Here is a 26,585-nt window from a genome sequence, read left to right on the forward strand (position 1 = left end):
AGATCTGGAAGCCCGGTAACGGGTGGAGGTGACTGGTACTAATAGGCCGAGGGCTTGTCCTCAGTTGCTCGCGTCCACTGTGTTAGTTCTGAAACAACGAACAGTTGTGTCGGCTGAACGGCTACACCACTTAATTGAAGAGTGTGCTTGTTCGCTGCCCTGTTTGAGATCCCGCTTTTGCGGCGGGATATTTCATAGGGTTTCGGTGGTCATAGCGTGAGGGAAACGCCCGGTTACATTCCGAACCCGGAAGCTAAGCCTCAAAGCGCCGATGGTACTGCAGGGGGGACCCTGTGGGAGAGTAGGACGCCGCCGAACAATCTTTGGAGGACCCCTGGTCCCAGCGTCCACGCTGGGACCAGGGGTCCTTTTTTGTTTTGTCGAAGCGCGCCGGCTACCCGGCTGCGCAAGAATGACTGCGGTACCGAAGACTAGGAGTCACCGATGTCCACCAACTCTCCCGACGAGCGACCGGAGCGCGAGCAGCGCAGCCGGGACGGTGGCGACCGGGGCGGGTACCGTGGCGGCGCACCGCGTCGTGACAACGACCGCAGCGGCGGTGGGCGCCCCCCGTTCCGCCGTGACGACCGCTCCACTTCGGGTGGGCCGCGCCGCGATGATCGAGACCGGGGCGCACCGCGTCGTGACGACCGTGGCGGTGAGCGCGGCGGTTTCCGCCGTGACGACAACCGCGGCGGCGGTGGCGAGCGTGGTGGTTTCCGCCGTGACGATCGTTCGACCTCCGGCGGCCCGCGCCGTGACGACAACCGTGGTGGCGGTGGCGACCGACTCCCGTTCCGTCGTGACGACCGGCGTGACGACCGTGGCGGTGACCGTGGTGGCTTCCGCCGCGATGACAACCGTGGCGGCGGTGGGGGCTACCGCGGCCGCGATGACCGTGAGAGCGGTGGGCGTCCTCCGTTCCGTCGTGACGACCGCTCGACCTCCGGTGGTCCGCGCCGCGACGACCGTGGTGGCGACCGTCCCGCGTTCCGCCGTGACGACCGTTCGACCTCTGGTGGTCCGCGCCGCGACGACCGTGGTGGCGACCGTCCTCCGTTCCGTCGTGACGACCGCTCGACCTCCGGTGCTCCGCGCCGCGACGACCGTGGTGGCGACCGTCCCCCGTTCCGACGCGACGACCGCCGGGACGACCGGCGTGACGACCGTGGCGGTGACCGTGGTGGCTTCCGTCGTGACGACAACCGCGGTGGTGGCGACCGCGGCGGATTCCGTCGTGACGACAACCGCCGAGATGACAACCGTGGTGGCGGCGACCGTGGCGGGTTCCGTCGCGATGACCGCCGCGATGACCGCGGTGGGGACCGTGGCGGGTTCCGTCGTGACGACCGTCGTGATGACCGGCGCGATGACCGCCCCCGTGGTGGTGACCGTCCCGCCTTCCAGCGCGATGACCGCCGTGACGACAATCGTGGCGGCGGCGATCGCGGTGGGTTCCGTCGTGACGACAACCGTGGTGGCGGCGATCGCGGTGGGTTCCGTCGTGACGACAACCGTGGTGGTGGCGATCGTGGTGGCTTCCGTCGCGATGACAACCGTGGTGGCGGGGGCGACCGTGGTGGTTTCCGCGGGCGTGACGACCGTGGGCCCCGACGTGACGACCGTGGTGGGCGGCCCGGCGGCTTCCGTGGGCGTGACGACCGGCGTGACGGTGACCGCGGTGGTTTCCGCGGGCGCGACGACCGGGACCGTGACCGCGAGCCCATCAAGCGGCTGCCGATCCCCGATGACGTAACGGGCCACGAGATCGACAAGGATGTGCAGCAGGAGCTGCAGAGCCTTCCCAAGGGGCTCGCCGAGGACGTCGCCAGGAACCTGGTGATGGTCGCCAACCTCCTCGACGAAGACCCCGAGCAGGCCTACGAGTACTCGCGGATCGCGCTGCGCCTCGCCTCGCGCGTCGCCGCCGTACGCGAGGCGGCGGGCTTCGCCGCGTACGCGACCCAGAAGTACAGCGAGGCGCTCGGGGAGTTCAGGGCAGCCAAGCGGATGACCGGCGGCGTCGAGCTCTGGCCCGTCATGGCGGACTGCGAGCGCGGTATGGGCCGGCCCGAGAAGGCGCTGGACATGGCCGGTGCGCCCGAGGTGCAGAAGCTGGACAAGCCCGGGCAGGTCGAGATGCGTCTCGTCGCCGCCGGTGCGCGGCGTGACCTGGGGCAGATCGATGCCGCCATCGTCACTCTCCAGGGCCCCGAGCTGGCGTCGAACTCCGTTCAGCCGTGGACCGCGCGGCTGCGGTACGCCTACGCCGACGCACTGCTGGCGGCGGGGCGTGAGGACGAGTCGCGCGAGTGGTTCGCGAAGGTCATCGAGTCCGACAAGGACGGCAGCACCGACGCGTCGGACCGCCTCGCCGAGCTGGACGGTGTCGAGTTCCTCGACGTGCTGCAGGACGACGCCCAGGCGCCGGTCGCAGAGGCGGCGCCGGTCTCGGAGCCCGAGGTCGTCTTCGTCGCCCCGGTCGAGGAAGGCCAGGACGAGGACGAGGACGAGGGCGTGGAAGAGTTCTATGACGAGGACGACTTCGAGCTGGACGACGACGGTGACGAGGACCGCAAGGCCTGAGCACTGACCTGGTAGTACGACAACGGGCGGGATCCCATCAGGGGTCCCGCCCGTTGTCGTATGCGGGAAGACTCAGAAGTCGAGGCTGCGCAGGACCAGGCCCGATGCCGGCTTGGGGCCGAAGGACGTGGACTTGCGGGGCATCGTGACCCCCTGGCGGGCCAGGTCGCGTACGACCTCTTCGCGGACCGGGTGCATCAGGACGGCCGTGCCGCCGTCGCGTTCCGCCTTCTCCACGGTCGCCTCGGTGTCGTGGATGTACGCGATGTGCTCCGGGGCGTCCGGGATCTGCCAGATGTGATCGAGGAGCGTGGCGTGCAGGACCGTCGCGTCCAGGGTGCGCCAGGCCTCGGGGGGCTCGGCCGGGATCGTGCGGGCCAGGAGGTCGGGGGAGGGGCGGTCTATGAGGTGGAAGGCGCCGTCGCCCGCGAGGAGGAAGGCGTTGCTCTCGGCCGCCGCCTCGGCCAGGGCCTCGAGTGCGCCCGGCAGGGGGCCCTCGACGGTGCGTACGCGGAAGGAGCCCGCGAGGGCGGCCAGGGCGTCGGAGACCGGGAGCCGGTGCAGGTAGCGGTGGATGGAGCGGACCCGGAGGGGATAGCGCGCGGTGTCCACCAGGAGGACCAGGCCGTAGTCCCATGGGCTGGACGACGGCTGTTCGGAGCGCAGCCGGAGATTGGTCGCCCAGCGGTGGTGCCCGTCCGCGATCAGGGCCTGGTGGTGGGAGAGATCTGACTGGATCTCGGCGAGGTCGACGGGGTCGGTGACGGCCCACAGGCGGTGGCTGAAGCCGTCCTCTGTGGTCGTCGACAAGAGGGGCTTGCTTGTCACGGTGCGCTCGATGACGGCTGTCGCGCCCTTGTCGTCGCCGTGCGACCGGTAGGTCAGGAGCAGCGGCTCGAGGTTGGCGCTCGTCGCGCGCATCAGGGCCGCGCGGTCCTCCACTACGTGGGACATGACGCCCTCGTGGGGCAGGACGATGCCGTCCTTCGCCTCGGACAGGCGCAGTGCGCCGATGATGCCGCGCTGGAGGATGCCTGCGTCCTGCTGCTCGTAGACGTAGAGACTGGGCTCCGGGTCGGGCGCGAGGATGCCCTGGGAGAGCCAGGCGTGCAGGGTCTCGGCCGCCTGTTGGTTGCGGGCCGCCGGTGTGGTGGCCTGCGGCAGGATCAGCCGGACGATGTTGTGCGGGTCGGCGGACTCCAGGTGGAGCAAGCCGTCCGGCCGTACGACCACGTCGTACGGCGGGGACGTCACGGCGGCGAGGCTGCCGACCCGTTCGGGGACGTAGCGAACGCCTCGGAACGGGATCAGGTCGAGGCCTTGGTCGTCGGTATGACCCGCTGTGTTCATTGCTGCATCGTATGTGTGTCAGTGGCATGAGCGATGATCGGGGGAGTGGGATCGATCGAGGAGCGATGCGTAATGAGCCAGACCGTCAGGACGCGGCCCGAAGGCAGCCAGAATGTGCTGAGTGAGGCGTATGACACGGCGCTGCTCGACCTGGACGGGGTGGTGTACGCGGGCGGCCACGCGATCGCCCACGCCGTCGAGTCGCTCGGCACGGCCGGGTCCGGCGGCATGCATCTCGCGTACGTGACGAACAACGCGCTGCGTACGCCGGACGCGGTGGCCCGGCATCTGACGGAGCTCGGCATTCCGACCGGGGCCGCGGATGTCATCACGTCGGCGCAGGCGGCGGCGCGACTTGTGAGCGAGCAAGTGCCTGCGGGGGCGCGGGTGCTGGTGGTCGGCGGGGAAGGGCTGCGGGTCGCGCTGCGGGAGCGTGGGCTCGAGCCGGTGGAGTCGGCGGACGACAGTCCTGTGGCGGTCGTGCAGGGGTATGGCGGGCCCGACATGGCGTGGGGCCGGTTCGCCGAGGCCTGTTACGCGATCGCGCGGGGAGTGCCGTGGTTCGCGTCCAACACGGACCTGACGATTCCCAGTGCGCGGGGCATCGCTCCCGGCAATGGCGCGGCGGTCGAGGTCGTACGCATCGCGACGGGCGCGGAGCCGCAGGTGGCGGGCAAGCCGCTGCCTCCGATGCACCGCGAGACGATTCTGCGGACGGGCGCCGAGCGGCCGTTGGTCGTGGGGGACCGGCTCGACACGGACATCGAAGGCGCGTTCAACGGCCAGGTGGACTCGCTCCTCGTCCTGACCGGGGTCACGGACGGCGCCCAGCTGCTCGCGGCCCCGCCCGAGCACCGGCCCACGTACGTGGACGCGGACCTGCGCTCCATGCTGACCGGCCAGCCCGAAGTGACCTCGGCGGAGGGCGGCTTCGGCTGCGGCGGCTGGACGGCGGCGGCGCGGGGGCACGAGCTGGTGCTCGACGGCGAGGGCGACGCCATGGACGGGCTGCGGGCGCTGTGCGCGGCGGCGTGGACAGAGGCGGGGGACGGGAAGTGCGCGCTGGACGGGGAGAAGGCGTTGACGCGGTTGGGGCTGTAGTTCTGGGCCGGCGTGGGTTGGGGTCAGGCCGTTTCGTTGCGGTCTATCAGTTCGTCCGTGGTCGTGCCCCTGCGCCAGTAGCCCGAGAACGAGATCCGCTTGCGGTCGAAGTCGCGGTCGCCGACCAAGTGGCGGCGGACCGTCTTGACCGTGGCGGACTCGCCCGTGACCCAGGCGTACGGAGTGCCCGAGGGCAGCTCCGCGGCACGGATCGCCGATGGCGTCGTGCCCTCCTCCGTGAGCCAGGTGATCTCGGCGTCGGCCTTCGTGGGCAGCTCCTGCTTGTCCGCCGGGTCGTGGACCTCGATCCACACGCGGGTCGGTGTCGCCGGCGGGAGCGTCTCCAGGATGGCCGCCACCGCGGGGAGCGCCGACTCGTCGGCGGTCAGGAGGACCCAGTCGGTGTCCTGCGGCGGCCTGAAGTCGTAGGCGCCGTTCTCCTCCTCGATCGGGGCGAGTACGCCGATCCGCGCGCCGGGGCCCGCGGACCGCGCCCAGCTGGTGGCCGGGCCGTCGTTGGGCGAGGGAGCCGCGCCGTGCACCGCGAAGTCGACGATCAACTCGTCGGGGTCGCGGCGCAGTTCACGCGTGGTGTAGGTGCGCATGATGCCCCGGACATCGGGGTCGAGGGCGCACCAGTCCGCGTACCAGCTGGACGCGTCGCCTTCGGTCGTGTCCGGCATGACGGGGGCGTCCTGGCCCGGGTGCGGGAGGAAGATCTTGATGCGCTGGTCACGGCCGGCCGAGGCCATCCGGGCCAGGCCGTCACCGCCGAGGGCCACACGGATCATGGAGGGGGTGACGTGCTCTGCGCGCAGCACGTGGCAGTCGAAGAAGTGGTACGGCGAGTCAGTCATCAGGTGAGCCTCTTCGACTTCTCGATGGCGGCGGCGAGTTGTTCGAGGACCGGGGCGAAACCGGCGTAGCTGTAGCGCTCCTCCATGGACCAGGGCACGGTCTGGTCGGCCTTCACGGCGGGGAGCAGCTCCCAGGTGGGTTTCTTCGCGAGCTCCTTGGGCGGCAGCGCGGTCGACCGGTTGTCCATCATGATGAGATCCGCGTGGTATTTGTCGGCGTTCTCCCAGCTGAGGAACTCCCAGAAGCCCCATTCGTCGCTCTTCTTGCCCTCGACGAACTCGACGCCGAGGTCCTTGAAGTAGTTCAGGTCGCAGTAGGAGTCCGGCACGGCGACGTAGAACTGGTCGGCGTCGCCGGTCATCGCGAGGACCTTCAGGCCGCGGTTGGCCTTCGCCGCCTTGCGCAGTCGGCGCTCGGCCTTGTCGAAGCGGGCCTTGGCGGCGCGCACCTTCTCCGTCCCGAGGTCCCCGCCGAGCGCCTCGGCGAGCTCCGTGTAGCGCTTGAGCGGTTCGAGCAGCGAGACGCGGGCTCCCTTGATGCCGACCGTGGGCGCGAGCGCCTCGATCTTCTTGGTGCTGTCCGCGGGCACGAACCAGAGGGCCGGCGGCGGGAACATGTTGCTGATCAGGAGGTCGGGGTCGAGACCCGCGTACTTCTCGATGTTGAACTGGTTGAAGGACTCACCGAGGCTCGTCAGTTTGCTGACGTCGAGGTCGCCTGCCTGGGGGTTGGGCTTGCCGTCCACCGGCTTGGACGGACCGAAGACCCCGGTGCAGGTGACGCCGTAGTCGTGCAGGGCCGCCGCCGTGCTGATGTAGGCGACGATATTCTTCGGGGTGTGGTTGACCTTGGCGGTCTTGCCGCGGTCGTCCTTGAAGGTCCAGGCTGTGGAGCCCGCGCTCTTCCCGGACTTCTCCTCGCTTCCGCAGGCGCTGAGCAGGGCGCCGATGCCGAGGGCTCCGCCGGAGGCGAGCAGGCCGCGGCGGGACATGCCTGGGGCGACGAGTGAGTCACGGCGGGGCGGAGTGGGAGTTGTCGGGCGGCGGGCGCGCATAGGTGGTGCTTCTCTCGTCGAAGTCCAGTGCGAGGGTAGGCTAACCTAACCTGGTGTTGGTCGACAGTCCCCCCGAAGCAAGCGCGGAGACCGCCCCCGCGCCACCCAACCGCCGCGCGATACGCAGCGCCGGGCTCCTCGTCTCGGTCTGTGTGCTGCTGCTCGTCGTCGTGGCGAGCATCGCGGTCGGTGCCAAACAGCTGTCCATGGACCAGGTCTGGCACGGCCTCTTCCAGGACACCGGGACGTACGGCGATGTCGTCGTCGGAGAGCGGCTCTCGCGGACACTGCTCGGCGTGCTCGTCGGCGTGGCCCTCGGCCTCGCGGGCGCCGTCCTCCAGGCGCTGACGCGCAACCCGCTGGCCGACCCCGGACTGCTCGGCATCAACCTCGGAGCGTCGGCCGCCGTCGTCACCGCCATCAGCTTCTTCGGTGTCACCTCGCTGAGCGGCTACGTGTGGTTCGCCTTCGCTGGAGCGGCCGTTGTCGGAGCCGCCGTCTACGCCCTCGGCGGGACCCGCAACGCGACGCCCGTACGGCTCGCGCTCGCCGGTACCGCGCTGAGCGCCGCGCTCTACGGCTATCTGCAGGCCGTGATGATCACGGACAACGCCGCGCTCAACAAGATGCGCTTCTGGACGGTCGGCTCCCTGGCCTCCGCCAAGAACGAGACCATCCTTCAGGTCCTGCCCTTCCTCGTCATCGGCATCGTGCTCGCACTCGGCCTCGCCCGGCCGCTCAACGCCATGGCCATGGGCGACGACACCGCCCGCGCGCTCGGCGCCCATCTGAACCGCACCCGCGCCCTGTCCATGGCCGCCGCGACCCTGCTCTGCGGGGCGGCGACCGCGGCCTGCGGGCCCATCATGTTCGTCGGCCTGATGGTGCCGCACGTCGTGCGCTCCTTCACCGGGCCCGACATGCGCTGGATCCTGCCCTACGCGGCGATCCTCTCGCCGGTGCTCCTGCTCGGCGCCGACGTCATCGGGCGTATCGTCGCGCGGCCCGCGGAGCTGCAGGTCGGCATCATCACCGCGTTGATCGGCGCCCCGGTCTTCATCTTTCTCGTACGACGGCGGAGGCTGGCTCAGCTGTGAAGGCGATACGCACCCGGGGCGGGCTCAGCTTCCGCCTCGACGTCCGCACGGCCGTGGTCGTCGCCGTGCTCATCCTGGCCGCGCTCGTGGCGAGCGTCGTCCTGATCGGCACCGGCGACTTCCCCATCCCCGCCGCCGACGTCATCCGCACCCTGCTCGGCAACGGAGACGCCGGGCAGGAGTTCATCATCAACGACCTGCGCCTGCCACGGGTCCTCGTCGGCCTCCTCGTGGGGGCCGCGCTCGGGCTCGGCGGCGCGATCTTCCAGTCCATCTCCCGCAATCCGCTGGGCAGTCCGGACATCCTCGGCCTGGGGCAGGGGTCCACCGCGGGCGCGCTCATCATGATCGTCCTCTTCCAGGGCAGCGCGGTGCAGGTCGCGGGGGGCGCGCTCGTGGGCGGTCTGGTGACCGGCTTCGCGATCTATGTGCTGGCCTGGAAGCGGGGTGTCCACGGCTTCCGGTTCGTCCTGGTCGGCATCGGCGTCTCCGCCTTCGTCACCGCCATCAACGGCTATCTGCTCACCAAGGCGGACATCGTCGACGCCGCCCGCGCCGTCGTCTGGATGACCGGCTCGCTCAACGGCCGGGACTGGGACCAGGTCTGGCCGCTGCTCGTCCTGTGCGCCATCCTCGTACCGCTCGTCATGACGTACGCCCGTCCGCTGCGGATGCTGGAGATGGGCGACGACGTCGGTTACGCGCTCGGCGTGCCCGTCGAGCGCACCCGCATCGTCCTCATGGCCTCGGCCGTGCTGCTCACCGCCGCCGCCACCGCCGCGGCGGGCCCCGTCAGCTTCGTCGCGCTCACCGCGCCGCAGCTGGCAAGGCGGCTCACCCGCTCGCCGGGGCCGAACCTGCTGCCCGCGATGTTCATGGGCGCGACCCTGCTGATCGTCGCTGACTGGGCGTCGCAGCGGGCGTTCGGCGCCGACCAGCTGCCCGTCGGCGTGGTCACGGGAGTGCTCGGCGGCATCTACCTGCTGTGGCTCCTCGTCATCGAGCGCAAGGCGGGGCGGATATGAGCGGGGCGGATATGAGCGGTGCGGGCACGAAGACGCGCATCGCCATCGATACGAACACCTCTGAGAGCACCGACAGGCAGGAGCGTGCCGCAGTGAACCGGCTCATCGCGGACGACGTGACCCTTGGCTACGACCAGCGCGTCATCGCGGAGAAGTTGTCCGTCGAGATCCCCGACAACTCCTTCACGGTGATCGTCGGCCCGAACGCCTGCGGCAAGTCCACCCTGCTGCGCGCCCTGTCGAGGATGCTCAAGCCCTCGGCGGGCCGTGTCCTGCTCGACGGCAACGTCATCCAGTCGATGCCCGCGAAGAAGGTCGCGCGCACGCTCGGCCTGCTCCCGCAGTCGTCCATCGCGCCCGACGGGATCACCGTGGGCGACCTCGTGGCGCGCGGCCGCTACCCCCACCAGGGGCTTCTTCGGCAGTGGTCGGCGGACGACGAGCGGATCGTGGGCGAGTCGATGGCCTCGACCGGCGTCGCCGAACTGGCCGACCGCTATGTCGACGAGCTCTCGGGCGGACAGCGCCAGCGCGTCTGGATCGCGATGGCGCTCGCCCAGCAGACCCCGCTCCTTCTCCTGGACGAGCCGACGACGTTCCTCGACATCCAGCACCAGATCGACGTGCTCGACCTGTGCGCCGACCTCCACGAGGAACAGGGCCGCACCCTCGTCGCCGTCCTGCACGACCTCAACCACGCGGCCCGGTACGCCACCCATCTCATCGCCCTGCGCGACGGCGCGGTCGTCGCCGAGGGAGCGCCGTCCGACGTCGTCACGACGGAGCTGGTGCGGGACACCTTCGGGATGGACTGCCAGATCATCGACGACCCGGAGACAGGGACGCCGCTCGTGGTGCCCGCGGCGCGGCGGGGGCGCAGGAAGCCCGCGGACGCGGTCGGCGCTGGAGCTAAAGCAGCGACCTGAGGCGGAGCAAGTCGCGCAGGCCCGCCTCCAGCTTGACCCGGCCGGAGGCCCAGGCCTTGGCGAAGTTCAGCTCGCCGTCGACCAGCGCCACGAGATCGTCGCCGGTCATGGCGAGGCGGATCTCGGCCTTCTCGCGCGGGGCGCCGGGATGCGTGTCGAGCACCGTGATCCGGCCGTTCTCGAGACGCCCCGTGAAGGTCACGTCGAGATCGGTGATGCGGCAGCTCAGCGAGCGGTCGAGCGCGGCGGCGCCGCGCACGCCGCCTTCGGCGTCCGCCAGGTTGTCCGAGAGCTTGCCCAGTGCCGCGCGGCACTCTTCCATCGTCGCCATCGTGATCGACGGTACCGCAGCGCTTCGCGGTAGCGTCGTGGCATGAACGACTCGACGCCGGGCCCCGAGCCTGAGCCGGTGGAGCCCGAGGCCGCCGAAGAGCGGGCGCAGGCGTACGACCCCGAACCGCAGACGTACGACCCCGTCGGGCCCGCGCCCCTCGGGGTGGAGCGAGTCCCGACCGGTGACGCCGAGGTGGACGGTCTGCTCCGGCGTCTCGGCGACGCGGACCACCTCGCCACGGACGGCCACATCGAGGTGTACGAGGATGTACACCGGGGACTGCGTGACGCGCTGACGGCGCTCGACGCACGCCCCGGACCGCCGGCGCCCCCGTCCATGGGGACGCCCGCGGCTTCGTCCCAGCGCTCATCCCCGTCCAAGCCCCAGCACTCGACCTCGTACAACAGGAGCTGAACAGAACGTGGCAGGAGTGGCACGTCGCCGCCTCGACGCCGAACTGGTCCGTCGCGAGCTCGCGCGCTCGCGCGAGCACGCCAGCCAGCTGATCGCCGCCGGGCGGGTGACCGTCGACAAGAACACCGCGACGAAGCCCGCGACGCAGGTGGAGACCGCCGCGGCCATCGTGGTCGCGGCCGATGACAGCGATCCCGGCTACGTCTCGCGCGGCGGCCACAAGCTGGCGGGCGCGTTCGCCGCGTTCGTGCCGCAGGGGCTTCTCGTCGAGGGGCGGCGCGCGCTCGACGCGGGCGCGTCCACCGGCGGTTTCACCGATGTGCTGCTGCGCGCGGGCGCATCGGGCGTCGTCGCGGTGGACGTCGGTTACGGCCAGCTCGCCTGGTCGCTGCAGAGCGACGACCGGGTCACCGTCAAGGACCGTACGAACGTACGTGAGTTGACGCTGGAGATCATCGACGGCACCCCTGTCGACCTGGTCGTCGGCGATCTCTCGTTCATCCCGCTCGGCCTGGTGCTGCCCGCCCTCGTGCGGTGCGCGGCCCCGGACGCCGACCTGGTCCTGATGGTCAAGCCGCAGTTCGAGGTCGGCAAGGAGCGTCTGGGCAGCGGCGGTGTGGTGCGCAGCGCGCAGCTGCGGGCCGATGCCGTCCGCGGCGTCGCGCGCCAGGCGTGGGGGCTCGGGCTCGGTGTGCGTGGCGTGACCGCGAGCCCGCTGCCCGGACCTTCCGGAAATGTCGAGTACTTTCTGTGGCTGCGTGCCGGGGCGCCCGAACTCGACCCGGCGGACGTTGACCGTGCCGTGGCGGAGGGGCCCCGTTGACTCAGACCCGAGTGACCCAGACCCGAGCTCGTACAGTTTTCCTGCTCGCGCACACCGGACGGCCTGCCGCCATCCGCAGTGCCGAACTCGTCGTCCAGGGGCTGCTGCGCAGCGGCATCGGCGTACGGGTCCTGGAGGCGGAGGCGGCCGATCTGCCGCTGCCGCCCGAGGTGGGCACGGTGAAGGAGGCCACTCCCCAGTGCCTCGACGGCTGTGAACTGCTCGTCGTGCTCGGCGGCGACGGCACGTTGCTGCGTGGCGCCGAGTTCGCCCGCGCCTCCGGGGTGCCGATGCTCGGCGTGAACCTGGGACGTGTCGGCTTCCTCGCCGAGGCCGAGCGCGACGACCTCGACAAGGTCGTCGACCGGGTGGTGACGAGGGCGTACGAGGTCGAGGAGCGGATGACCATCGACGTCGTCGTGCGCAGCAACGGCGGTGTCGTGCACCGCGACTGGGCGCTCAACGAAGCCGCCGTGCAGAAGATGTCGGCCGAGCTGATGCTCGAGGTCGTCCTGGAGATCGACGGGCGTCCGGTCACCGGCTTCGGCTGCGACGGCATCGTGTGCGCGACGCCGACCGGCTCCACGGCGTACGCCTTCTCCGCGGGCGGGCCCGTCGTGTGGCCGGAGGTGGAGGCGCTCCTGATGGTGCCGATCAGCGCCCACGCCCTGTTCGCCAAGCCCCTGGTGACCTCCCCGGACTCGGTGCTCGCCGTCGAGGTCCAGCAGCACACGTCGCACGGGGTGCTGTGGTGCGACGGCCGGCGGACCGTGGAACTGCCGCCGGGCGCGCGGGTCGAGGTGCGCAGGGGAGAGGTGCCGGTGCGGCTCGCGCGGCTGCACCACGCGTCGTTCACCGACCGCCTCGTGGCCAAGTTCGCGCTGCCGGTTTCGGGGTGGCGCGGGGCGCCGCATTAGCCTTCGGCTGGAGGGGCGGTGATGACCTGCGGGCCGGTGGGGGCTGGTCGCGCAGTTCCCCGCGCCCCTTACGGGGCGTGGAGCCGCCCGGTTGGCTCCTTGCCGGTTACGTTGAGCTGACCACGGAGATGGCCCTCCTCCGCATGGCCGCACCTACCGGGAGCCCTGTGGCCAGCAGGGTGAGGAGGAGGGTGCCCGTCGCGATCCCTGTCGGCACGGCCCACGGCAGGTGGGGGAGTGACGAGCCGAAGGCCGTGCTGAGGATGGGGGCCAGCGTGCCGAGCGCGATCGCGGTGCCGAGCAGCAGCGCCGTCCCCGCGATGACCACGGCCTCCCAGGCCGCCATCGCCCGCACCTGGACGCGCTGACTGCCCACCACCCGCAGCAGGGCGACATCGCGGCGACGCTCGAAGGAGATCATGGCGAGCGTGTTCGCCGCGGCGATCGCGGCGAAGCCCGCGTAGAGCCCTGTGCCCACATAGTCGAGCCAGACCTCGCCCGTGCTGCCCGCCGAACCCGTGTGGTGCTGCGCCGTCGTGTGCATGCCGATCTTGGTCAGGCCGAAGCCCACGACCAGGACGAGCGGCACGACCGCGGCGGAGAAACGGCGGGGCTGCGAGCGGACGTTCAGCATCGCCAGGCGCGCGCTGCTGCCGAACCGGCCCACCAGCGCGGAGACCAGCCAGGCCGCGGGCCCGATGATCCGCGGGCCGAGCAGCCCCGCGCCGACGCAGAAGAGGATCAGGACGAGGAAGGCGCCCTCGCTCGCCTCGTCCGCGGGCTGCTTCGAAAGCAGTACGGAGACGGCGCAGGCCCCCGCGACCGCGATCAGGCCGAGCGGCGCCCGGAGCATGCCGAGCCCCCGCTGCCCCGTCGCCGCCTCGCTCAGGGCTCGGGCCGGGCGCAGCAGCGAGAACCGCAGTGCCGAGAGGAGCGCGGCGAGCGTCGTCGTCACCACGGCCACGCCGATGCACACCGGCAGGGCGACCCAGCCGAACCGGAAGTCCACCTCGGCGGGGAGCAGCCCGTGCGACACCATGCCCGCGTGCCACCAGCGCGCGACGAGGCCGCCGACCACGAAGCCGGCGAGCGCCGCCGGGATCGAGGCGGCGAGGGCCTGGACGGCCACCGCACGGCGGACCTGGTGGGGCTTGGCGCCGATGGAGCGCACCATGGCCAGCTCGCGGTGCTGCTGCGTGACGGCCGTGCCCATCGTCGACGCGACCACGAATATCGACATGTAGATCGACCCGATGAGCAGGACGACGGCCATGTCGCCCACGCCGTTCTCGGTGATCTGCCTGCGGGCTCGCGGGGAGAGCCCGTCGGTGCCCGTCGTGCCGAGCATCATCGTCGACGCGCTGACCACGGTCGCCGCGAAGAGCGCGGCCACCGCCGTGCCCATGAATGCCGGGCGGTGCGCGCGCAGCGCCGCCTGTGCCAGTCCTGTTCCCATGTTGATCATGGTGGGGTGCCGGGTCACTCGTGCACCAGGAGGCTGCCAGGAAGATCATGGTGGGGTAATCCCCACCCCCCCTGGTAGCCCCCCCCGAGAGTCCCACCCCCTGCGAGTGACAGCGTCCGTTCGGTCCGCCTTTGCCACCTGCGTCTTCGTGCAAGGAAGGTGGAAGGAGGCCAGGGGCCGTCGCACACCTGGCCCATGACCTCGTAAGGTCGTGTCCGTGTTGGAGGAGATGCGGATACGGTCGCTCGGAGTCATCGACGACGCGGTGGTCGAGCTGTCGCCGGGGTTCACCGCCGTGACCGGCGAGACCGGTGCGGGCAAGACGATGGTGGTCACCAGCCTTGGCCTGCTGCTCGGCGGACGCGCGGATCCCGCTTTGGTGCGGATCGGCGCCAAGGCGGCGGTGGTGGAGGGGCGGATCACTGTGCCCGCGGATGCCACGGCTGCCGTGCGCGCGGAGGAAGCGGGGGCCGAACTCGACGACGGGGCGCTGCTGATCAGCCGTACGGTCTCGGCGGAGGGGCGCTCGCGTGCGCACCTCGGCGGGCGGTCGGTCCCGGTGGGACTGCTGTCCGAGCTCGCCGACGACCTCGTCGCGGTGCACGGTCAGACGGACCAGCAGGGCCTGCTCAAGCCGGCCCGGCAGCGCGGTGCCCTCGACCGGTACGCGGGCGACGCGGTCACCGTGCCGCTGGCCAAGTACACGGCGGCGTACCGCAGGCTGCGGGCCGTGACGACCGAGGTCGACGAGATCACCACGCGCGCGCGTGAACGGGCCCAGGAGGCCGATCTGCTGCGCTTCGGCCTCGACGAGGTCGCCGGCGTGGAGCCGCGCGAGGGCGAGGACACCGAACTGGCCGCCGAGGCCGAGCGGCTCGGCCACGCGGAGGCCCTCGCCTCCGCCGCCACGGCCGCGCACGCCGCACTCGCCGGTGTCCCCGAGGACCCGGAGGGTGTCGACGCCACGACGCTGGTGGCGGGCGCCCACCGGGCCCTTGAGGCGGTGCGTTCCCACGACCCCGCCCTGGCAGCGCTCGCCGAGCGGATCGGCGAGATCGGGATTCTGCTGGGCGACGTGTCGGGGGAGCTCGCGGGGTACGCCGACGACCTCGACGCCGACCCTCTGCGTCTCGCGGCGGTGGAGGAACGGCGGGCCGCACTCACGCAGCTGACCCGGAAGTACGGCTCCGACATCGATACCGTGCTCGCCTGGGCCGAGCAGGGGGCCGCGCGGCTCACCGAACTCGAGGGCGACGACGACCGCCTTGAGGAACTGACCGCAGAGCGGGACGCGCTCCGTGGTGAACTGGCGGGGCTGGCACAGGCGTTGACCGACGCGCGTCAGGAGGCGGCGTCGCGGTTCGCGGCGGCCGTCACCGAAGAGCTGGCCTCGCTTGCGATGCCGCACGCGCGCGTGACGATCGACATCACCGCCACGGAGGTGCCCGAGGGCGCGGACGGAGTGCCGGTCGACGGACGCCTCGTCGCGTACGGCCCCACGGGCGTGGACGAGGTGGAACTCCTCCTCGCCCCTCACCCCGGCGCCCCGCCGCGGCCGATCGCCAAGGGCGCGTCCGGCGGTGAGCTGTCACGCGTGATGCTCGCCGTCGAGGTCGTCTTCGCGGGCACGGATCCCGTCCCGACGTACCTCTTCGACGAGGTCGACGCGGGTGTCGGCGGCAAGGCCGCGGTCGAGATCGGCCGCAGACTCGCCCGCCTCGCCAAGTCCGCGCAGGTCGTGGTGGTGACGCATCTGCCGCAGGTGGCGGCGTTCGCCGACCGGCAGCTGCTTGTCGAGAAGACGAACGACGGGTCCGTGACGCGGTCCGGGGTCCTGGTGCTCGAAGGGGAGGACCGGGTGCGGGAGTTGTCCCGGATGCTGGCGGGCCAGGAGGACTCGGAGACTGCGCGGGCGCATGCGGAGGAGCTGTTGGCGACGGCTCGGGGGGACGGGTGACTGGCGGGTCGCCTTCAGCGGGTGGGCTTCGCGTACCGGCGATCACCGGCTCCGTCGAGTTGGTCCTCGGAGGCCGGACGGAGCTGTGACCCGCTCGGCTCGGGGGGACGGGTGACTGGCGGGTCGCCTTCGGCGGGTGGGCTTTGAGTACCGCGATCGCTGGCTCCGCCGAGTTCGTCCTCAGCCGCCGGACGGGCTGTGACCTGCTCGGCGTACGCTGAAACGCATGATCGCCCAGCGCAGCACCGCCCTTCTCGCCGCAGCCGCCGTCACCCGCGCCGCCACCACCGCTTTGCGTTCGCGCGCTCCAGGCGGAGCCGGCCGCTGGCAGCGGAAGAACTATGCCGGGCGGACAGTGGAGTTGTACGCCGGGCCCGCCGCCGCCCTCGGTGCGGCGGCGGGAGCTGTGGTGCTGCCCGCCAGGGCCCGCGCCGCCGCCGCGCTCGCCGTGCTCTCCGCGGGGGCGTGCGGGGCGTACGACGATGGGGCGGGGGAGGGTGATCCGCGCCGGGGCTTCCGTGCGCACCTGGGCGCGCTGCGGGCGGGTGAAGTCACCAGCGGGGCCGTGAAGTTGTTCGGGGTCTCCGCGGCGGGTTTTGCCGCCGGTGCGCTGCTCAAGCAGCGGCCGGTGGACAGGCTTCTTGCCGGTGTCGTGATCGCGGGCGCCGCTCATTTCGTCAACCTCGTGGACGTACGCCCGGGCAGGGCAGCCGGAGCGGTGGTCGCGCTGGGGATGCCGGGGCTGCTGCGCCAAGGCGCCGCCGGGGTACTCTCCGCCGCCGCCGTCGGAGCCGCGGCGGCCGTGCTGCCGGAGGACATCGGGGAGCGCGCCATGATCGGCGACGCGGGAGCACACGCCTTGGGCGCGGCACTCGGTCTCGCCGTCGCCGCGGGCAACGGCCGCGCGGGACTCGCCGTCCATGCGGCGGGCGTTGTGGCGGCGGCCGCGTACGGCGAGAAGGTCAGCGCCGTTGCGGGGGGAGCGGGAGGCTGGCTCCAGGGGCGCGGCAGGGCTGAGCCGTGGCCTTGCTGAGCTGAGAGCGTGCGCCTTGGCGTGGCGGCTGCGGGGGCGGTGCTGCCCGAAGGCGTGGGGGAGCGTGAAGCGCTGAGGGCGGGTGGGGTCGGCGTGGGGCTTGGGCTCGGTGGGGGTGCGGCCTTGTGGTTGAGTCCCACCGTTCAAGGTGCCGCCCGCGGTTGAGTCGTGCCGCGCGGGTGCGTCTCCTCGTTGAGGGCTGCCGCGCCCGGGGTCTCGGAAGGCTTTCGTTACGGTGTCGGCGCTGCGAAGATGCGAGGGCCGTAGGTCGTTTGCGGTGTTGAATCCCCGTTGTCCTCACCCGTGTGGGTGATCCGGGTCAGGGAGTTGCCCGGTGTGACACGGAAGAGGCCTTTCGGCGGTGCCGGAACGTCCGTGCGGGCTGGCATCCTTGGCGCAGCCCCCCGACGCCGACCCAGGAGCCCCGGCTACGTGAGCCACGTGAGCAGCCACTCACCGCACGGTCAGACCTCACTGCACACCGTGCAGGTACTGGGCGGTGGCAGCGCGGGCAGCAGCGCCCACGTCAGGTCGCTCGCGGCGGGACTCGCGGCGCGGGGCGTGCGGGTCACGGTGTGCGCCCCCAGCGATGCCGCCGGCGCCTACGACCTCACGGGCACCAGCGCCCGGCACGTCCACGTACCGCGCAGCAGCGACCCCGCGTCCGTCGCCTCCCTCCGCCTGGCCTGCGCCGACGCCGACCTCGTGCACGCGCACGGACTGCATGCCGCACTCCGGGCCGCCCTGGCGCTCACCGGCCGTCGCATCCCTCTCGTCGTCACCTGGCACACACGCGCACACGCGGAAGGCGCGCGCGCCCGCGTACTGCGCCTCCTGGAGCGACGCGCCGCCAAGGCCGCCGCCGTCGTCCTCGGCACCTCGTCCGACCTCGTCGACCGCGCCCGCAGCAGGGGCGCGCGGGACGCCCGCCTCGCCCCCGTCACGTTCCCCGCGCCGCGTCCCGCGGCAGGGGCTGTCGAGGATGCCGAAGGGCTACGACACAAGGCCCTCGCCGAACTCGGCGCCGTCGGGCGGCCATTGATCGTCACGGTCGGCACGCTCGAACGGCAGCGGGGCTATGACGTGCTCCTGGAGGCCGCGCGCGCGTGGCGCCACCTCGACCCCCTGCCGCTCCTCGTCATCGCGGGCGAAGGGCCCGAGCGCGGCGCCCTGCAGCGCCGTATCGAAGGCGAGGGCCTTCCGGTCCGGCTCGTCGGGCGGCGCGACGACGTGCCCGAGATGCTCGCGGCGGCCGATCTCGTGGTGCTGCCCACCAGTTGGGAGTCCCGCTCCGTGCTCGCCCAGGAAGCCCTGCACGCGCGCGTGCCGCTCGTCGCGACCGCCGTCGGCGGCATCCCCGAACTGGTCGGCGACGCCGCCGCGCTCGTCCCGTACGGCGACGCCGAGGCCCTGGCCACCGCCGTGGCACGCCTCCTCGCCGACCCCGCGCTCAGGGAGCGGCTCAAGGACAAGGGCACGGCCCAGGCGGCGACGTGGCCGACCGAGGACGAGACCGTCGCCCAAGTCCTCAGCGTCTACGACGAGTTGACGCAGCGACTGGCCACGTAGCGCCCCCGGGAGGTCCCGCAGCCCCTACGCCACATGCCTCCGCGCCCGCAGCGCCAGGCTCAGCGCGAGCACCGTCTGCGGGTCGTCCAGGTCCGTGCCGAGGAGTTCACTGATCCGGGCGAGGCGGTTGTAGAGCGTCTGACGGTTCAGGTGCAGTTCGCGCGCCGTCTCCGCCTTGCGTCCCGCATGGGCCAGATACGTCTGCAGGGTCGGAAGCAGTGGTGGCTTCGAGCGCTGGTCATGCGTCCTCAGCGGGCCGATCGCGCGGTCCACGAACGCCGCGAGCGCCGAGTCGTCGTAGTTGTGCAGGCGCCACAGCAGCAGGTCGATGTCCAGGCGCCGCGCGTCGTACCAGGGGCGGTCGACAAGACCCTGCGCGGCCGTCGCCGTCTCCGCCGCGTGCCGGAGCCCCGCCGACGCCGCCGCCCAGCCGCCCGCGACCCCGACCACCACGACCGGCGGCAGCGCCCCGGCTCGCTGCATCCCCGCCCGCTCCACGCCGGCCCGCAGCGCGGCGGCGACCCGGTCGGCCACCGCGGTGCGTTCGGATTCCGTACGGAGCCCAAGGAGGAGCGGGACGCGCCCCTCGACCGGCCGTACGCCGAGCAGCACCGGTACGCCCACCGCCGCGAGCTCCTCCGCCACCGCCCGCGCGAGCACGGCCCAGCCGCCGCCAGGCGGCAGCCCGTCCGCGAGCCGCATCACCACCGGGAGCAGCGGGCTCTCGCCGGGCTTGAAGCCGAGCACCCTCGCCTGGGCGGGCGCGTCCTCGGCCTGGATCCGCCCCTCCGCCAGATCGGTCAGGAAGTCGCCCCGGCCCCGCGCGGCGAGCTCCTCCTCCTGCCGGGCCTGCATCAGGACCACCGCGAGCGAGCCCGCGGCCCGCTCCGCCGCGATCCGGTGCACCGGAAGCAGCGCGGACTCCACGGCGAGCAGCACGAGCCTGGCGCGCACCGAGCCCGAGCCGGGGCCGCCGCCAGGCACATCCACGAGCAGCGCGCCCGCGGGCGGCCCGTCCTTGTGGTGGCCCCGCAGGCCCTCCCACACCTGGAGCGGATCGGCACACTCCGTGCCCGCCCCCGCGGCGTAGAGAAGCTGTCCGTCCGCTGTCTCCAGGAACACCGGGTTACCGCTGAAGTCGGCGAGGACATTCAGGACCTGGGGCACGCCGCCCCCGCCGAGCAGCGCCTCCGTGCAACGCCGGTGGACCTCCTCGGCCTGCTGGAGCAGCGCGTAGTGGCCGTTGACGATCTCGGTGTGGACCTCTTCGGTGACCGTCACGAAGGGCACTTCGCGGTGCAGCTGCACCAGCGGAAGACCCGCGGCGCGCGCCGTCTCCACTATGGCCGCGGGGAGCCGTGTGAAGCGCGGGCCCAGCTCGACGACGAGCGCCGCGATGCCGCGCTCGGCGAGCTTGCGCACGAAGACACGCTGCTCGGCGGGGCGTGCGCCGAGGCCGAGGCCCGTGGTCAGGAGCAGCTCGCCGCCCTTGAGGAGCGAGGCGATGTTCGGCACCTCGCCCGCGTGCACCCACCGCACGGTGCGCTGCAGCCGCTCGGCACCCGCGACCACCTCGGGGAGCCCGCCGCGAAGACCGGGAAGTTCCAGGGCCCGCTGCACGGTGATGCCGCCCTGAGTGCCCTGCGTGCCCTGACTTTCCATGGGGCGGACGGTACCTGCGCATACGTTCCGGGAACATCTCCGACCCGTTACGGGAATGATCTGATCCGCTCATACCCCGACAACTCGTCGCCCCGGAAGGTCAATTGCGCGACCTCCTGTCGGTTGTGGCGTACGTCACGCCACGGCAGGGTGCCCGCCATGTCAGAGCACATGCCAGAGCACATGCCAGAGCGCACGTCAGAGCACATGCCAGAGCGACCCACCCCACCCGAGGTCCACCGCCTCAAGGCGAACTCCGTCGGCCTCGTCGGCGTCGTCTTCATGGCGGTCGCCACCGCCGCGCCGATCACGGCGATGACCGGCAACCTCCCCATCGCCGTCGGCGCGGGCAACGGCACCGGAGCGCCGGCGGGCTATCTCTTCGCCACGCTCGTCCTGACCGTGTTCTCGGTCGGATACGTCGCCATGGCCAAGCGGATCACCGCCGCCGGAGCCTTCTACGGCTACATCTCGCACGGCCTCGGCCGCATAGCGGGCATGGCGTCCGGGATGCTCGCCGTCCTCGCGTACGTCGTCTTCGAGGCGTCGATCGTCGGTGTCTTCGCCTACTTCGCCAAGACCACCGTCCATGACCAGCTCGGCGCCGACCTGCCGTGGACCCTCTACGCGGCCGCGATGCTCGCCGTCACCGTCGTCCTGTCGTACTTCGACATCAACCTCACCGCGAAGGCGCTCGGCGTGATGCTGATCGCCGAGATCGCGGTCCTCTTCGCCGTCGCCACCGCCGTACTGATCCACGGCGGCGGCCCCGACGGCATCCCCGTCGAGCCGGTCAACCCGAAGAACGCCTTCACCGGCACCTCGGCAGGGCTCGGCCTCTTCTTCGCCTTCTGGTCCTGGGTCGGCTTCGAGTCCACCGCCATGTACGGCGAGGAGTCCCGCAACCCCAAGAAGGTCATCCCGCGCGCCACCCTCGTCTCGGTCGTCGGCGTCGGACTCTTCTACATCTACGTCTCCTGGATGACGATCGCGGGCAACGGCCTGAGCGGTGCCGTGAAGGTCTCGCAGTCCACGAGCCCGCTCGACCTGTTCTTCGACCCGGCCCACACCTTCATCGGGGCCTGGGCGGTCGACACCTTCCAATGGCTCCTGATCACCGGCTCGTTCGCCTGCGGCATGGCCTTCCACCAGTGCGCGTCGCGCTATCTGTACGCGATCGGGCGCGAGGGGTTCCTGCACCGCGGCCTCGGCCGCACGCACCCCACGCACGGCTCCCCGTACATCGCCTCCTACGTCCAGTCCGCGATCGCCGTCGCGTTGGTCGCCGCCTTCTGGCTCACCGGTCAGGACCCGTACATCCACCTGTACACGCTGCTCGCGATCCTCGGCACGATGGCGATCCTCATCGTGCAGACCCTCTGCTCGTTCGCCGTCATCGGCTACTTCCGCCGGAACCACCCCGAGGACCGGCACTGGTTCACGACCCTGGTCGCCCCGCTGCTCGGCGGCATCGGCATGATCGCCGTCGTCGTCCTGCTCGTGATCAACATGGACACCGCGGCGGGGACGGCGGCGGACTCCCTGTTCTTCAAGGCCATCCCCTGGACCGTCGGCCTCGTCTTCTTCGGGGGCCTGGGCCTCGGCCTGTATCTGAAGGCACGGCACCCCGCCCGCTACGAGATCATCGGCCGGATCGTCCTGGAGGACGCGGCCGAACGCACGGACGGCGACGGGGAACCCGTCGCCGTCCGGACCTGAAGGGCCTCGCCAACCGTCAGCCGCTAACCGCCGTACGCCCCGCTGGCCGTCAGCCGCAGTGCCGTGTCGATCAGCGGCACGTGGCTGAACGCCTGCGGGAAGTTGCCGACCTGGCGCTGCAGGCGCGGATCCCACTCCTCGGCGAGCAGCCCCAGGTCGTTGCGGAGCGCGAGCAGCTTCTCGAAGAGCTTGCGGGCCTCGTCCACCCGGCCGATCATCGCCAGGTCGTCCGCCATCCAGAACGAACACGCCAGGAAGGCGCCTTCGTCACCCTCGAGCCCGTCCACGCCCGCGGCGTCGCCGGTGGTCGGGTAACGCAGGATGAAGCCGTCCGACGTCGAGAGCTCCCGCTGGATCGCCTCGATCGTGCCGATCACCCGCTTGTCGTCGGGCGGCAGGAAGCCCATCTGCGGGATGAGCAGCAGCGAGGCGTCCAGCTCCTTCGAGCCGTACGACTGCGTGAACGTGTTCCGCTCCGGGTCGTAGCCCTTCTCGCAGACGTCCCGGTGGATGTCGTCGCGCAGGTCGCGCCACCTCTCCAGGGGGCCGTCCGCGTCTCCGGACTCGATGAGCTTGATCGTGCGGTCGACGGCGACCCAGACCATCACCTTGGAGTGCACGAAGTGGCGGCGCGGGCCGCGCACCTCCCAGATCCCCTCGTCCGGCTCGTCCCAGTGCGTCTCCAGATAGCGGATCAGCTTGAGCTGGAGCAGTGAGGCGTAGTCACTGCGGGCCAGGCCCGTCATGTGCGCCAGGTGCAGGGCTTCGGTGACCTCGCCGTACACATCGAGCTGGAGCTGGTGCGCGGCGCCGTTGCCGGCCCGGACCGGTGTGGAGCCCTCGTACCCGGGAAGCCAGTCGAGCTCGGCCTCGCCGAGCTCGCGCTCGCCCGCGATGCCGTACATGATCTGGAGGTTCTCGGGGTCGCCCGCCACCGCGCGCAGGAGCCACTCGCGCCAGGCGCGGGCCTCCTCGCGGTACCCGGTGCGCAGGAGCGAGGAGAGCGTGATGGCGGCGTCGCGCAGCCACGTGTAGCGGTAGTCCCAGTTCCGGGAGCCCCCGACGTCCTCCGGCAGCGACGTCGTGGGCGCGGCGACGATGCCGCCCGTGGGGGCGTACGTCAGGGCCTTCAGGGTGATCAGCGAGCGGACCACGGCCTCGCGGTACGGGCCGTGGTACGTGCAGTGGTCGACCCACTCCCGCCAGAAGTCCTGGGTGGCCGTGAGGGCGTTCTCGGGCTCGGCGGGCGGCGGCGGCTCCTTGTGCGAGGGCTGCCACGAGATGGTGAACGCGACCCGCTCACCGGGCGAGACCGTGAAGTCCGCGTACGTCGTGAGGTCCTTGCCGTAGGTCTCGGCCGACGTGTCGAGCCATACGGAGTCGGGTCCGGCGACGGCCACCGTGCGCTCGTCGACCTTGTGCACCCAGGGCACGATGCGGCCGTAGCTGAAACGCATCCGCAGGGCGGAGCGCATCGGCACCCGGCCGCTGACGCCCTCGACGATCCGGACCAGCTGCGGCGCGTCCGTGTCGCGCGGCGGCATGAAATCGGTCACACGGACCGTGCCGCGCGGGGTGTCCCACTCGGATTCCAGGATCAGCGAGTCGCCGCGGTACGTGCGCCGCGCGGCGGTCGGCGGTGGTGCGTCGGGGCTGTGAGCGGGCCCGAGGCGCCAGAATCCGTGCTCCTCCGTGCCGAGCAATCCGGCGAAGATGGCGTGAGAGTCGAAGCGGGGCAGGCACAGCCAGTCGACTGTGCCGTCCCGGCAGACCAGGGCAGCGGTCTGCATGTCTCCGATGAGTGCGTAATCCTCGATGCGCCCGGCCACGTGCATCTCCAGTCAAACGGCCACGTCGCCCTCTCGGGGGCGCTCGCTCTACGGTCAAGGCTTCGCTGTAAAACGAACTGCGCGAGCCTCTTGTTCCGGGGAACGGGCGGGGGGTGATTGCCGTTGATCGGACCGGCTCGGCAGCGAGTGTCCGAGCAGGATACGACGCACCTAGGTGATCTGCGCGCCGCTCATGGCAACCAGCCTGCGCCGAACGGGTGAGCGCCAGGTGAGGGAGGTGTGACGTGGGTGCCCGAGCGTCGCCGGAAGCAGCCCCGTCCCGTCGCTGATACCCTGGTAGCCCGTGAGCCGGTGGTCATTGAACCCCCGAACCGCAGCGACGGCACCTCCCCAGAATCCCCGGTGAGGGTGCCGGTACGCACCCTTCAGACCGCGACCACGGGAGCCCCCTCTTGGCCATGCAGCCCAAGTCCACGACGACCAAGCACATCTTCGTCACCGGGGGTGTCGCCTCTTCCCTCGGCAAAGGTCTGACTGCCTCGAGCCTGGGTGCGCTCCTCAAGGCGCGCGGCCTGCGCGTCACCATGCAGAAGCTCGACCCGTACCTGAACGTCGACCCCGGCACGATGAACCCCTTCCAGCACGGTGAGGTGTTCGTCACGAACGACGGCGCCGAGACCGACCTGGACATCGGCCACTACGAGCGCTTCCTCGACGTCGACCTCGACGGCTCGGCGAACGTCACCACCGGCCAGGTCTACTCGCAGGTCATCGCCAAGGAGCGGCGCGGCGAGTACCTCGGCGACACGGTGCAGGTCATCCCGCACATCACGAACGAGATCAAGCACCGCATCCGCCGTATGGCCACCGATGACGTCGACGTCGTCATCACGGAGGTCGGCGGCACGGTCGGCGACATCGAGTCCCTGCCGTTCCTGGAGACCGTCCGTCAGGTCCGCCACGAGGTCGGCCGCGACAACGTCTTCGTCGTGCACATCTCGCTGCTTCCCTACATCGGCCCGTCCGGTGAGCTCAAGACCAAGCCGACCCAGCACTCCGTCGCGGCGCTGCGCAACATCGGTATCCAGCCGGACGCCATCGTGCTGCGCGCCGACCGCGACGTGCCGACCGCCATCAAGCGCAAGATCTCGCTGATGTGCGACGTCGACGAGGACGCGGTGGTCGCCGCCATCGACGCCAAGTCGATCTACGACATCCCGAAGGTCCTGCACACCGAGGGCCTCGACGCCTATGTGGTGCGCAAGCTCGACCTGCCGTTCCGCGACGTGAACTGGACCCAGTGGGAGGACCTCCTGGACCGGGTGCACAACCCGGACCACGAGGTCACCATCGCGCTGGTCGGCAAGTACATCGACCTGCCCGACGCCTACCTTTCGGTGACCGAGGCGCTGCGTGCGGGCGGCTTCGCCAACCGCGCCCGCGTCAAGGTCAAGTGGGTCACCTCCGACGACTGCAAGACCCCGTCGGGCGCCGCCAAGCAGCTCGGCGACGTCGACGCGGTCTGCATCCCCGGCGGGTTCGGCGACCGCGGCGTGACCGGCAAGGTCGGCGCCATCACCTTCGCCCGCGAGAACAAGATCCCGCTGCTCGGTCTCTGCCTCGGCCTGCAGTGCATCGTGATCGAGGCCGCCCGCAACCTCGCGGACATCCCCGACGCCAACTCCACGGAGTTCGACTCCGCGACCGCCCACCCGGTCATCTCGACCATGGCGGAGCAGCTGGACATCGTCGCCGGTGAGGGCGACATGGGCGGCACGATGCGCCTGGGCATGTACCCGGCGAAGCTCGCCGAGGGCTCCATCGCCCGTGAGGTGTACGACGGCAAGGAGTACGTCGAGGAGCGCCACCGTCACCGCTACGAGGTGAACAACTCCTACCGCGCCGAGCTCGAGAAGAAGGCCGGCATCCTCTTCTCCGGCCTGTCCCCGGACGGCAAGCTCGTCGAGTACGTCGAGTACCCCCGCGAGGTCCACCCCTACCTGGTCGCCACCCAGGCGCACCCGGAGCTCCGCTCGCGCCCGACCCGCCCGCACCCGCTCTTCGCGGGCCTGGTGAAGGCGGCAGTCGCGAGGCAGGAAGAAGCACGCCAGACGGGTAAGTAACACAAGAGCGATACGGTTGCCGGGGTACGGGCCTTATGAGGCGCGTGCCCCGGTTTCTGTTTGCACGTGTGGGAGGACAGGGCGACATGACGATCAAGGACACCGCCGAGGAGTGGCAGGTCACGGCGACGGAAACGCCCTTCGTGGGGAACAAGACCTCCGTCCGCACCGACGACGTGGTGATGCCCGACGGGACCGTCGTCCACCGCGACTACCAGGTGCACCCCGGCTCGGTCGCCGTGCTCGCCCTGGACGACGCGGGCCGCGTCCTGGTGCTGCGCCAGTACCGCCACCCCGTACGCCACAAGCTCTGGGAGATCCCGGCCGGGCTGCTCGACATCCCCGGCGAGAACCCCCTGCACGCCGCCCAGCGCGAGCTCTACGAAGAGGCGCACGTCAAGGCCGAGGACTGGCGTGTCCTGACCGACGTCTACACCACCCCCGGCGGCTGCGACGAGGCCGTGCGCATCTTCCTCGCGCGCGACCTCTCCGAGGCCGAGGGCGAGCGCTTCGAAGTCTCCGAGGAGGAGGCCGACATGGAGCTGGCGCGCGTACCGCTCGAAGAGCTCGTACGGGGCGTGCTCGCCGGTGAGCTGCACAACAACTGCCTCGTCGTGGGTGCCCTTTCGCTGACCGCCGCGCTCAGCGGTGACGGCGTCGACGCGCTGCGCCCCGCGGACGCTCCCTGGCCCGCGCGCCCCTTCGAGGCCTGAGAGGCCGCGCTCTGCGCCATTGGAGCTCGCAGTGTGACGATCTGCTGATCCGATCGGGGGACCTGTGCG

21 protein-coding genes, 1 rRNA gene and 1 pseudogene are annotated in these 26,585 nt (G+C 71.2%); 16 read left to right on the forward strand and 7 right to left on the reverse strand.

Annotated elements, in window-relative coordinates; all coding sequences use genetic code 11:
• Positions 1 to 201 precede the first annotated feature (201 nt).
• The 3 genes and pseudogenes from rrf to ACZ5WE_RS13945 all read left to right on the forward strand — a co-directional run bounded on the left by rrf (position 202) and on the right by ACZ5WE_RS13945 (position 2,586).
• A 5S ribosomal RNA gene (gene rrf / locus ACZ5WE_RS13935) occupies positions 202 to 318 on the forward strand.
• A gap of 327 nt (positions 319 to 645) precedes the next feature.
• Positions 646 to 1,395 (forward strand): annotated as a pseudogene (locus ACZ5WE_RS13940) (tetratricopeptide repeat protein); the annotation flags it as partial.
• A gap of 339 nt (positions 1,396 to 1,734) precedes the next feature.
• A complete protein-coding gene (locus tag ACZ5WE_RS13945) occupies positions 1,735 to 2,586 on the forward strand; it encodes a tetratricopeptide repeat protein (protein ID WP_467687138.1) in 852 nt (283 codons plus the stop codon).
• Between the two features lie 72 nt (positions 2,587 to 2,658).
• Here the strand turns inward: ACZ5WE_RS13945 and ACZ5WE_RS13950 are convergent, their stop codons facing one another.
• Complete coding sequence (locus tag ACZ5WE_RS13950) at positions 2,659 to 3,936, reverse strand: DUF1015 domain-containing protein (protein WP_467687086.1); 1,278 nt, start codon at positions 3,934 to 3,936, stop codon at positions 2,659 to 2,661.
• 72 nt (positions 3,937 to 4,008) lie between these two features.
• Here ACZ5WE_RS13950 and ACZ5WE_RS13955 point away from each other — a divergent pair, with 72 nt between their 5' ends.
• Entirely contained in the window at positions 4,009 to 5,037 is a 1,029-nt protein-coding gene (locus tag ACZ5WE_RS13955) for an HAD hydrolase-like protein (protein ID WP_467687084.1), read from the forward strand.
• Between the two features lie 23 nt (positions 5,038 to 5,060).
• Here ACZ5WE_RS13955 and ACZ5WE_RS13960 read toward each other — a convergent pair whose 3' ends face one another.
• Together ACZ5WE_RS13960 and ACZ5WE_RS13965 are read right to left on the reverse strand one after the other, a co-directional pair.
• A complete protein-coding gene (locus tag ACZ5WE_RS13960; RefSeq protein WP_467687082.1) occupies positions 5,061 to 5,894 on the reverse strand; it encodes a siderophore-interacting protein in 834 nt (277 codons plus the stop codon).
• Positions 5,894 to 6,886 carry an ABC transporter substrate-binding protein gene (locus tag ACZ5WE_RS13965; RefSeq protein ID WP_467687136.1) on the reverse strand — a complete coding sequence of 331 codons (993 nt, stop codon included), beginning with the start codon at positions 6,884 to 6,886 and terminating at the stop codon, positions 5,894 to 5,896. The genes ACZ5WE_RS13960 and ACZ5WE_RS13965 overlap by 1 nt, the downstream gene beginning before the upstream one ends.
• A gap of 116 nt (positions 6,887 to 7,002) precedes the next feature.
• Here ACZ5WE_RS13965 and ACZ5WE_RS13970 point away from each other — a divergent pair, with 116 nt between their 5' ends.
• From ACZ5WE_RS13970 to ACZ5WE_RS13980, 3 genes are read left to right on the forward strand one after another with little or no spacing between them, the layout of a single operon-like run.
• Entirely contained in the window at positions 7,003 to 8,046 is a 1,044-nt protein-coding gene (locus ACZ5WE_RS13970; RefSeq protein WP_367040447.1) for a FecCD family ABC transporter permease, read from the forward strand.
• On the forward strand, positions 8,043 to 9,071 hold the full coding sequence (locus tag ACZ5WE_RS13975; RefSeq protein WP_467687080.1) for a FecCD family ABC transporter permease: 1,029 nt from the start codon (positions 8,043 to 8,045) through the stop codon (positions 9,069 to 9,071). Before ACZ5WE_RS13970 ends, ACZ5WE_RS13975 begins: the two co-directional genes overlap by 4 nt.
• A complete protein-coding gene (locus ACZ5WE_RS13980) occupies positions 9,068 to 9,997 on the forward strand; it encodes an ABC transporter ATP-binding protein (protein WP_467687078.1) in 930 nt (309 codons plus the stop codon). Before ACZ5WE_RS13975 ends, ACZ5WE_RS13980 begins: the two co-directional genes overlap by 4 nt.
• Here the strand turns inward: ACZ5WE_RS13980 and ACZ5WE_RS13985 are convergent.
• Entirely contained in the window at positions 9,981 to 10,328 is a 348-nt protein-coding gene (locus tag ACZ5WE_RS13985; protein WP_467687076.1) for an alkyl sulfatase C-terminal domain-containing protein, read from the reverse strand. The two genes, ACZ5WE_RS13980 and ACZ5WE_RS13985, sit on opposite strands and share 17 nt — an antisense overlap.
• Before the next feature lie 42 nt (positions 10,329 to 10,370).
• Here ACZ5WE_RS13985 and ACZ5WE_RS13990 point away from each other — a divergent pair, with 42 nt between their 5' ends.
• The 3 genes from ACZ5WE_RS13990 to ACZ5WE_RS14000 are packed head-to-tail and all read left to right on the forward strand — an operon-like array spanning position 10,371 to position 12,485.
• Positions 10,371 to 10,745: a hypothetical protein gene (locus tag ACZ5WE_RS13990; protein WP_467687074.1), complete on the forward strand. Its 375-nt coding sequence runs from the start codon at positions 10,371 to 10,373 to the stop codon at positions 10,743 to 10,745.
• A 7-nt stretch (positions 10,746 to 10,752) separates the two neighbouring features.
• On the forward strand, positions 10,753 to 11,568 hold the full coding sequence (locus ACZ5WE_RS13995; RefSeq protein WP_467687072.1) for a TlyA family RNA methyltransferase: 816 nt from the start codon (positions 10,753 to 10,755) through the stop codon (positions 11,566 to 11,568).
• Between the two features lie 11 nt (positions 11,569 to 11,579).
• Positions 11,580 to 12,485, forward strand: coding sequence for an NAD kinase (locus ACZ5WE_RS14000; protein ID WP_467687070.1), 906 nt, complete (start codon positions 11,580 to 11,582; stop codon positions 12,483 to 12,485).
• Positions 12,486 to 12,591: 106 nt separating this feature from the next.
• Here ACZ5WE_RS14000 and ACZ5WE_RS14005 read toward each other — a convergent pair whose 3' ends face one another.
• Positions 12,592 to 13,941, reverse strand: a complete 1,350-nt coding sequence (locus ACZ5WE_RS14005) for an FtsX-like permease family protein (RefSeq protein WP_467687068.1) — start codon at positions 13,939 to 13,941, stop codon at positions 12,592 to 12,594.
• A gap of 238 nt (positions 13,942 to 14,179) precedes the next feature.
• Here ACZ5WE_RS14005 and recN point away from each other — a divergent pair, with 238 nt between their 5' ends.
• The 3 genes from recN to ACZ5WE_RS14020 all read left to right on the forward strand — a co-directional run bounded on the left by recN (position 14,180) and on the right by ACZ5WE_RS14020 (position 18,509).
• Positions 14,180 to 15,907, forward strand: a complete 1,728-nt coding sequence (gene recN / locus ACZ5WE_RS14010; RefSeq protein ID WP_467687134.1) for a DNA repair protein RecN — start codon at positions 14,180 to 14,182, stop codon at positions 15,905 to 15,907.
• A gap of 226 nt (positions 15,908 to 16,133) precedes the next feature.
• On the forward strand, positions 16,134 to 16,940 hold the full coding sequence (locus ACZ5WE_RS14015) for a hypothetical protein (RefSeq protein ID WP_467687066.1): 807 nt from the start codon (positions 16,134 to 16,136) through the stop codon (positions 16,938 to 16,940).
• A 432-nt stretch (positions 16,941 to 17,372) separates the two neighbouring features.
• Positions 17,373 to 18,509 carry a glycosyltransferase family 4 protein gene (locus tag ACZ5WE_RS14020; RefSeq protein ID WP_467687064.1) on the forward strand — a complete coding sequence of 379 codons (1,137 nt, stop codon included), beginning with the start codon at positions 17,373 to 17,375 and terminating at the stop codon, positions 18,507 to 18,509.
• Between the two features lie 24 nt (positions 18,510 to 18,533).
• Here the strand turns inward: ACZ5WE_RS14020 and ACZ5WE_RS14025 are convergent, their stop codons facing one another.
• The gene (locus ACZ5WE_RS14025) at positions 18,534 to 20,171 is read right to left on the reverse strand and encodes a PucR family transcriptional regulator (protein WP_467687062.1); all 1,638 of its coding nucleotides are present in this window, start codon (positions 20,169 to 20,171) and stop codon (positions 18,534 to 18,536) included.
• A gap of 207 nt (positions 20,172 to 20,378) precedes the next feature.
• Here ACZ5WE_RS14025 and ACZ5WE_RS14030 point away from each other — a divergent pair, with 207 nt between their 5' ends.
• Positions 20,379 to 21,890, forward strand: a complete 1,512-nt coding sequence (locus tag ACZ5WE_RS14030; protein ID WP_467687060.1) for an APC family permease — start codon at positions 20,379 to 20,381, stop codon at positions 21,888 to 21,890.
• A 23-nt stretch (positions 21,891 to 21,913) separates the two neighbouring features.
• Here ACZ5WE_RS14030 and ACZ5WE_RS14035 read toward each other — a convergent pair whose 3' ends face one another.
• On the reverse strand, positions 21,914 to 23,719 hold the full coding sequence (locus ACZ5WE_RS14035) for a glycoside hydrolase family 15 protein (RefSeq protein WP_467687058.1): 1,806 nt from the start codon (positions 23,717 to 23,719) through the stop codon (positions 21,914 to 21,916).
• 419 nt (positions 23,720 to 24,138) lie between these two features.
• Between ACZ5WE_RS14035 and ACZ5WE_RS14040 the strand changes: the two genes are divergently transcribed.
• Both ACZ5WE_RS14040 and ACZ5WE_RS14045 read left to right on the forward strand, forming a co-directional pair.
• Positions 24,139 to 25,803, forward strand: a complete 1,665-nt coding sequence (locus ACZ5WE_RS14040) for a CTP synthase (RefSeq protein WP_467687133.1) — start codon at positions 24,139 to 24,141, stop codon at positions 25,801 to 25,803.
• An 86-nt stretch (positions 25,804 to 25,889) separates the two neighbouring features.
• Positions 25,890 to 26,516 carry an NUDIX domain-containing protein gene (locus ACZ5WE_RS14045; protein WP_467687056.1) on the forward strand — a complete coding sequence of 209 codons (627 nt, stop codon included), beginning with the start codon at positions 25,890 to 25,892 and terminating at the stop codon, positions 26,514 to 26,516.
• The last annotated feature ends 69 nt before the right edge of the window (positions 26,517 to 26,585 follow it).

It is taken from the genome of Streptomyces sp. NPDC033180 (genome assembly GCF_055577645.1).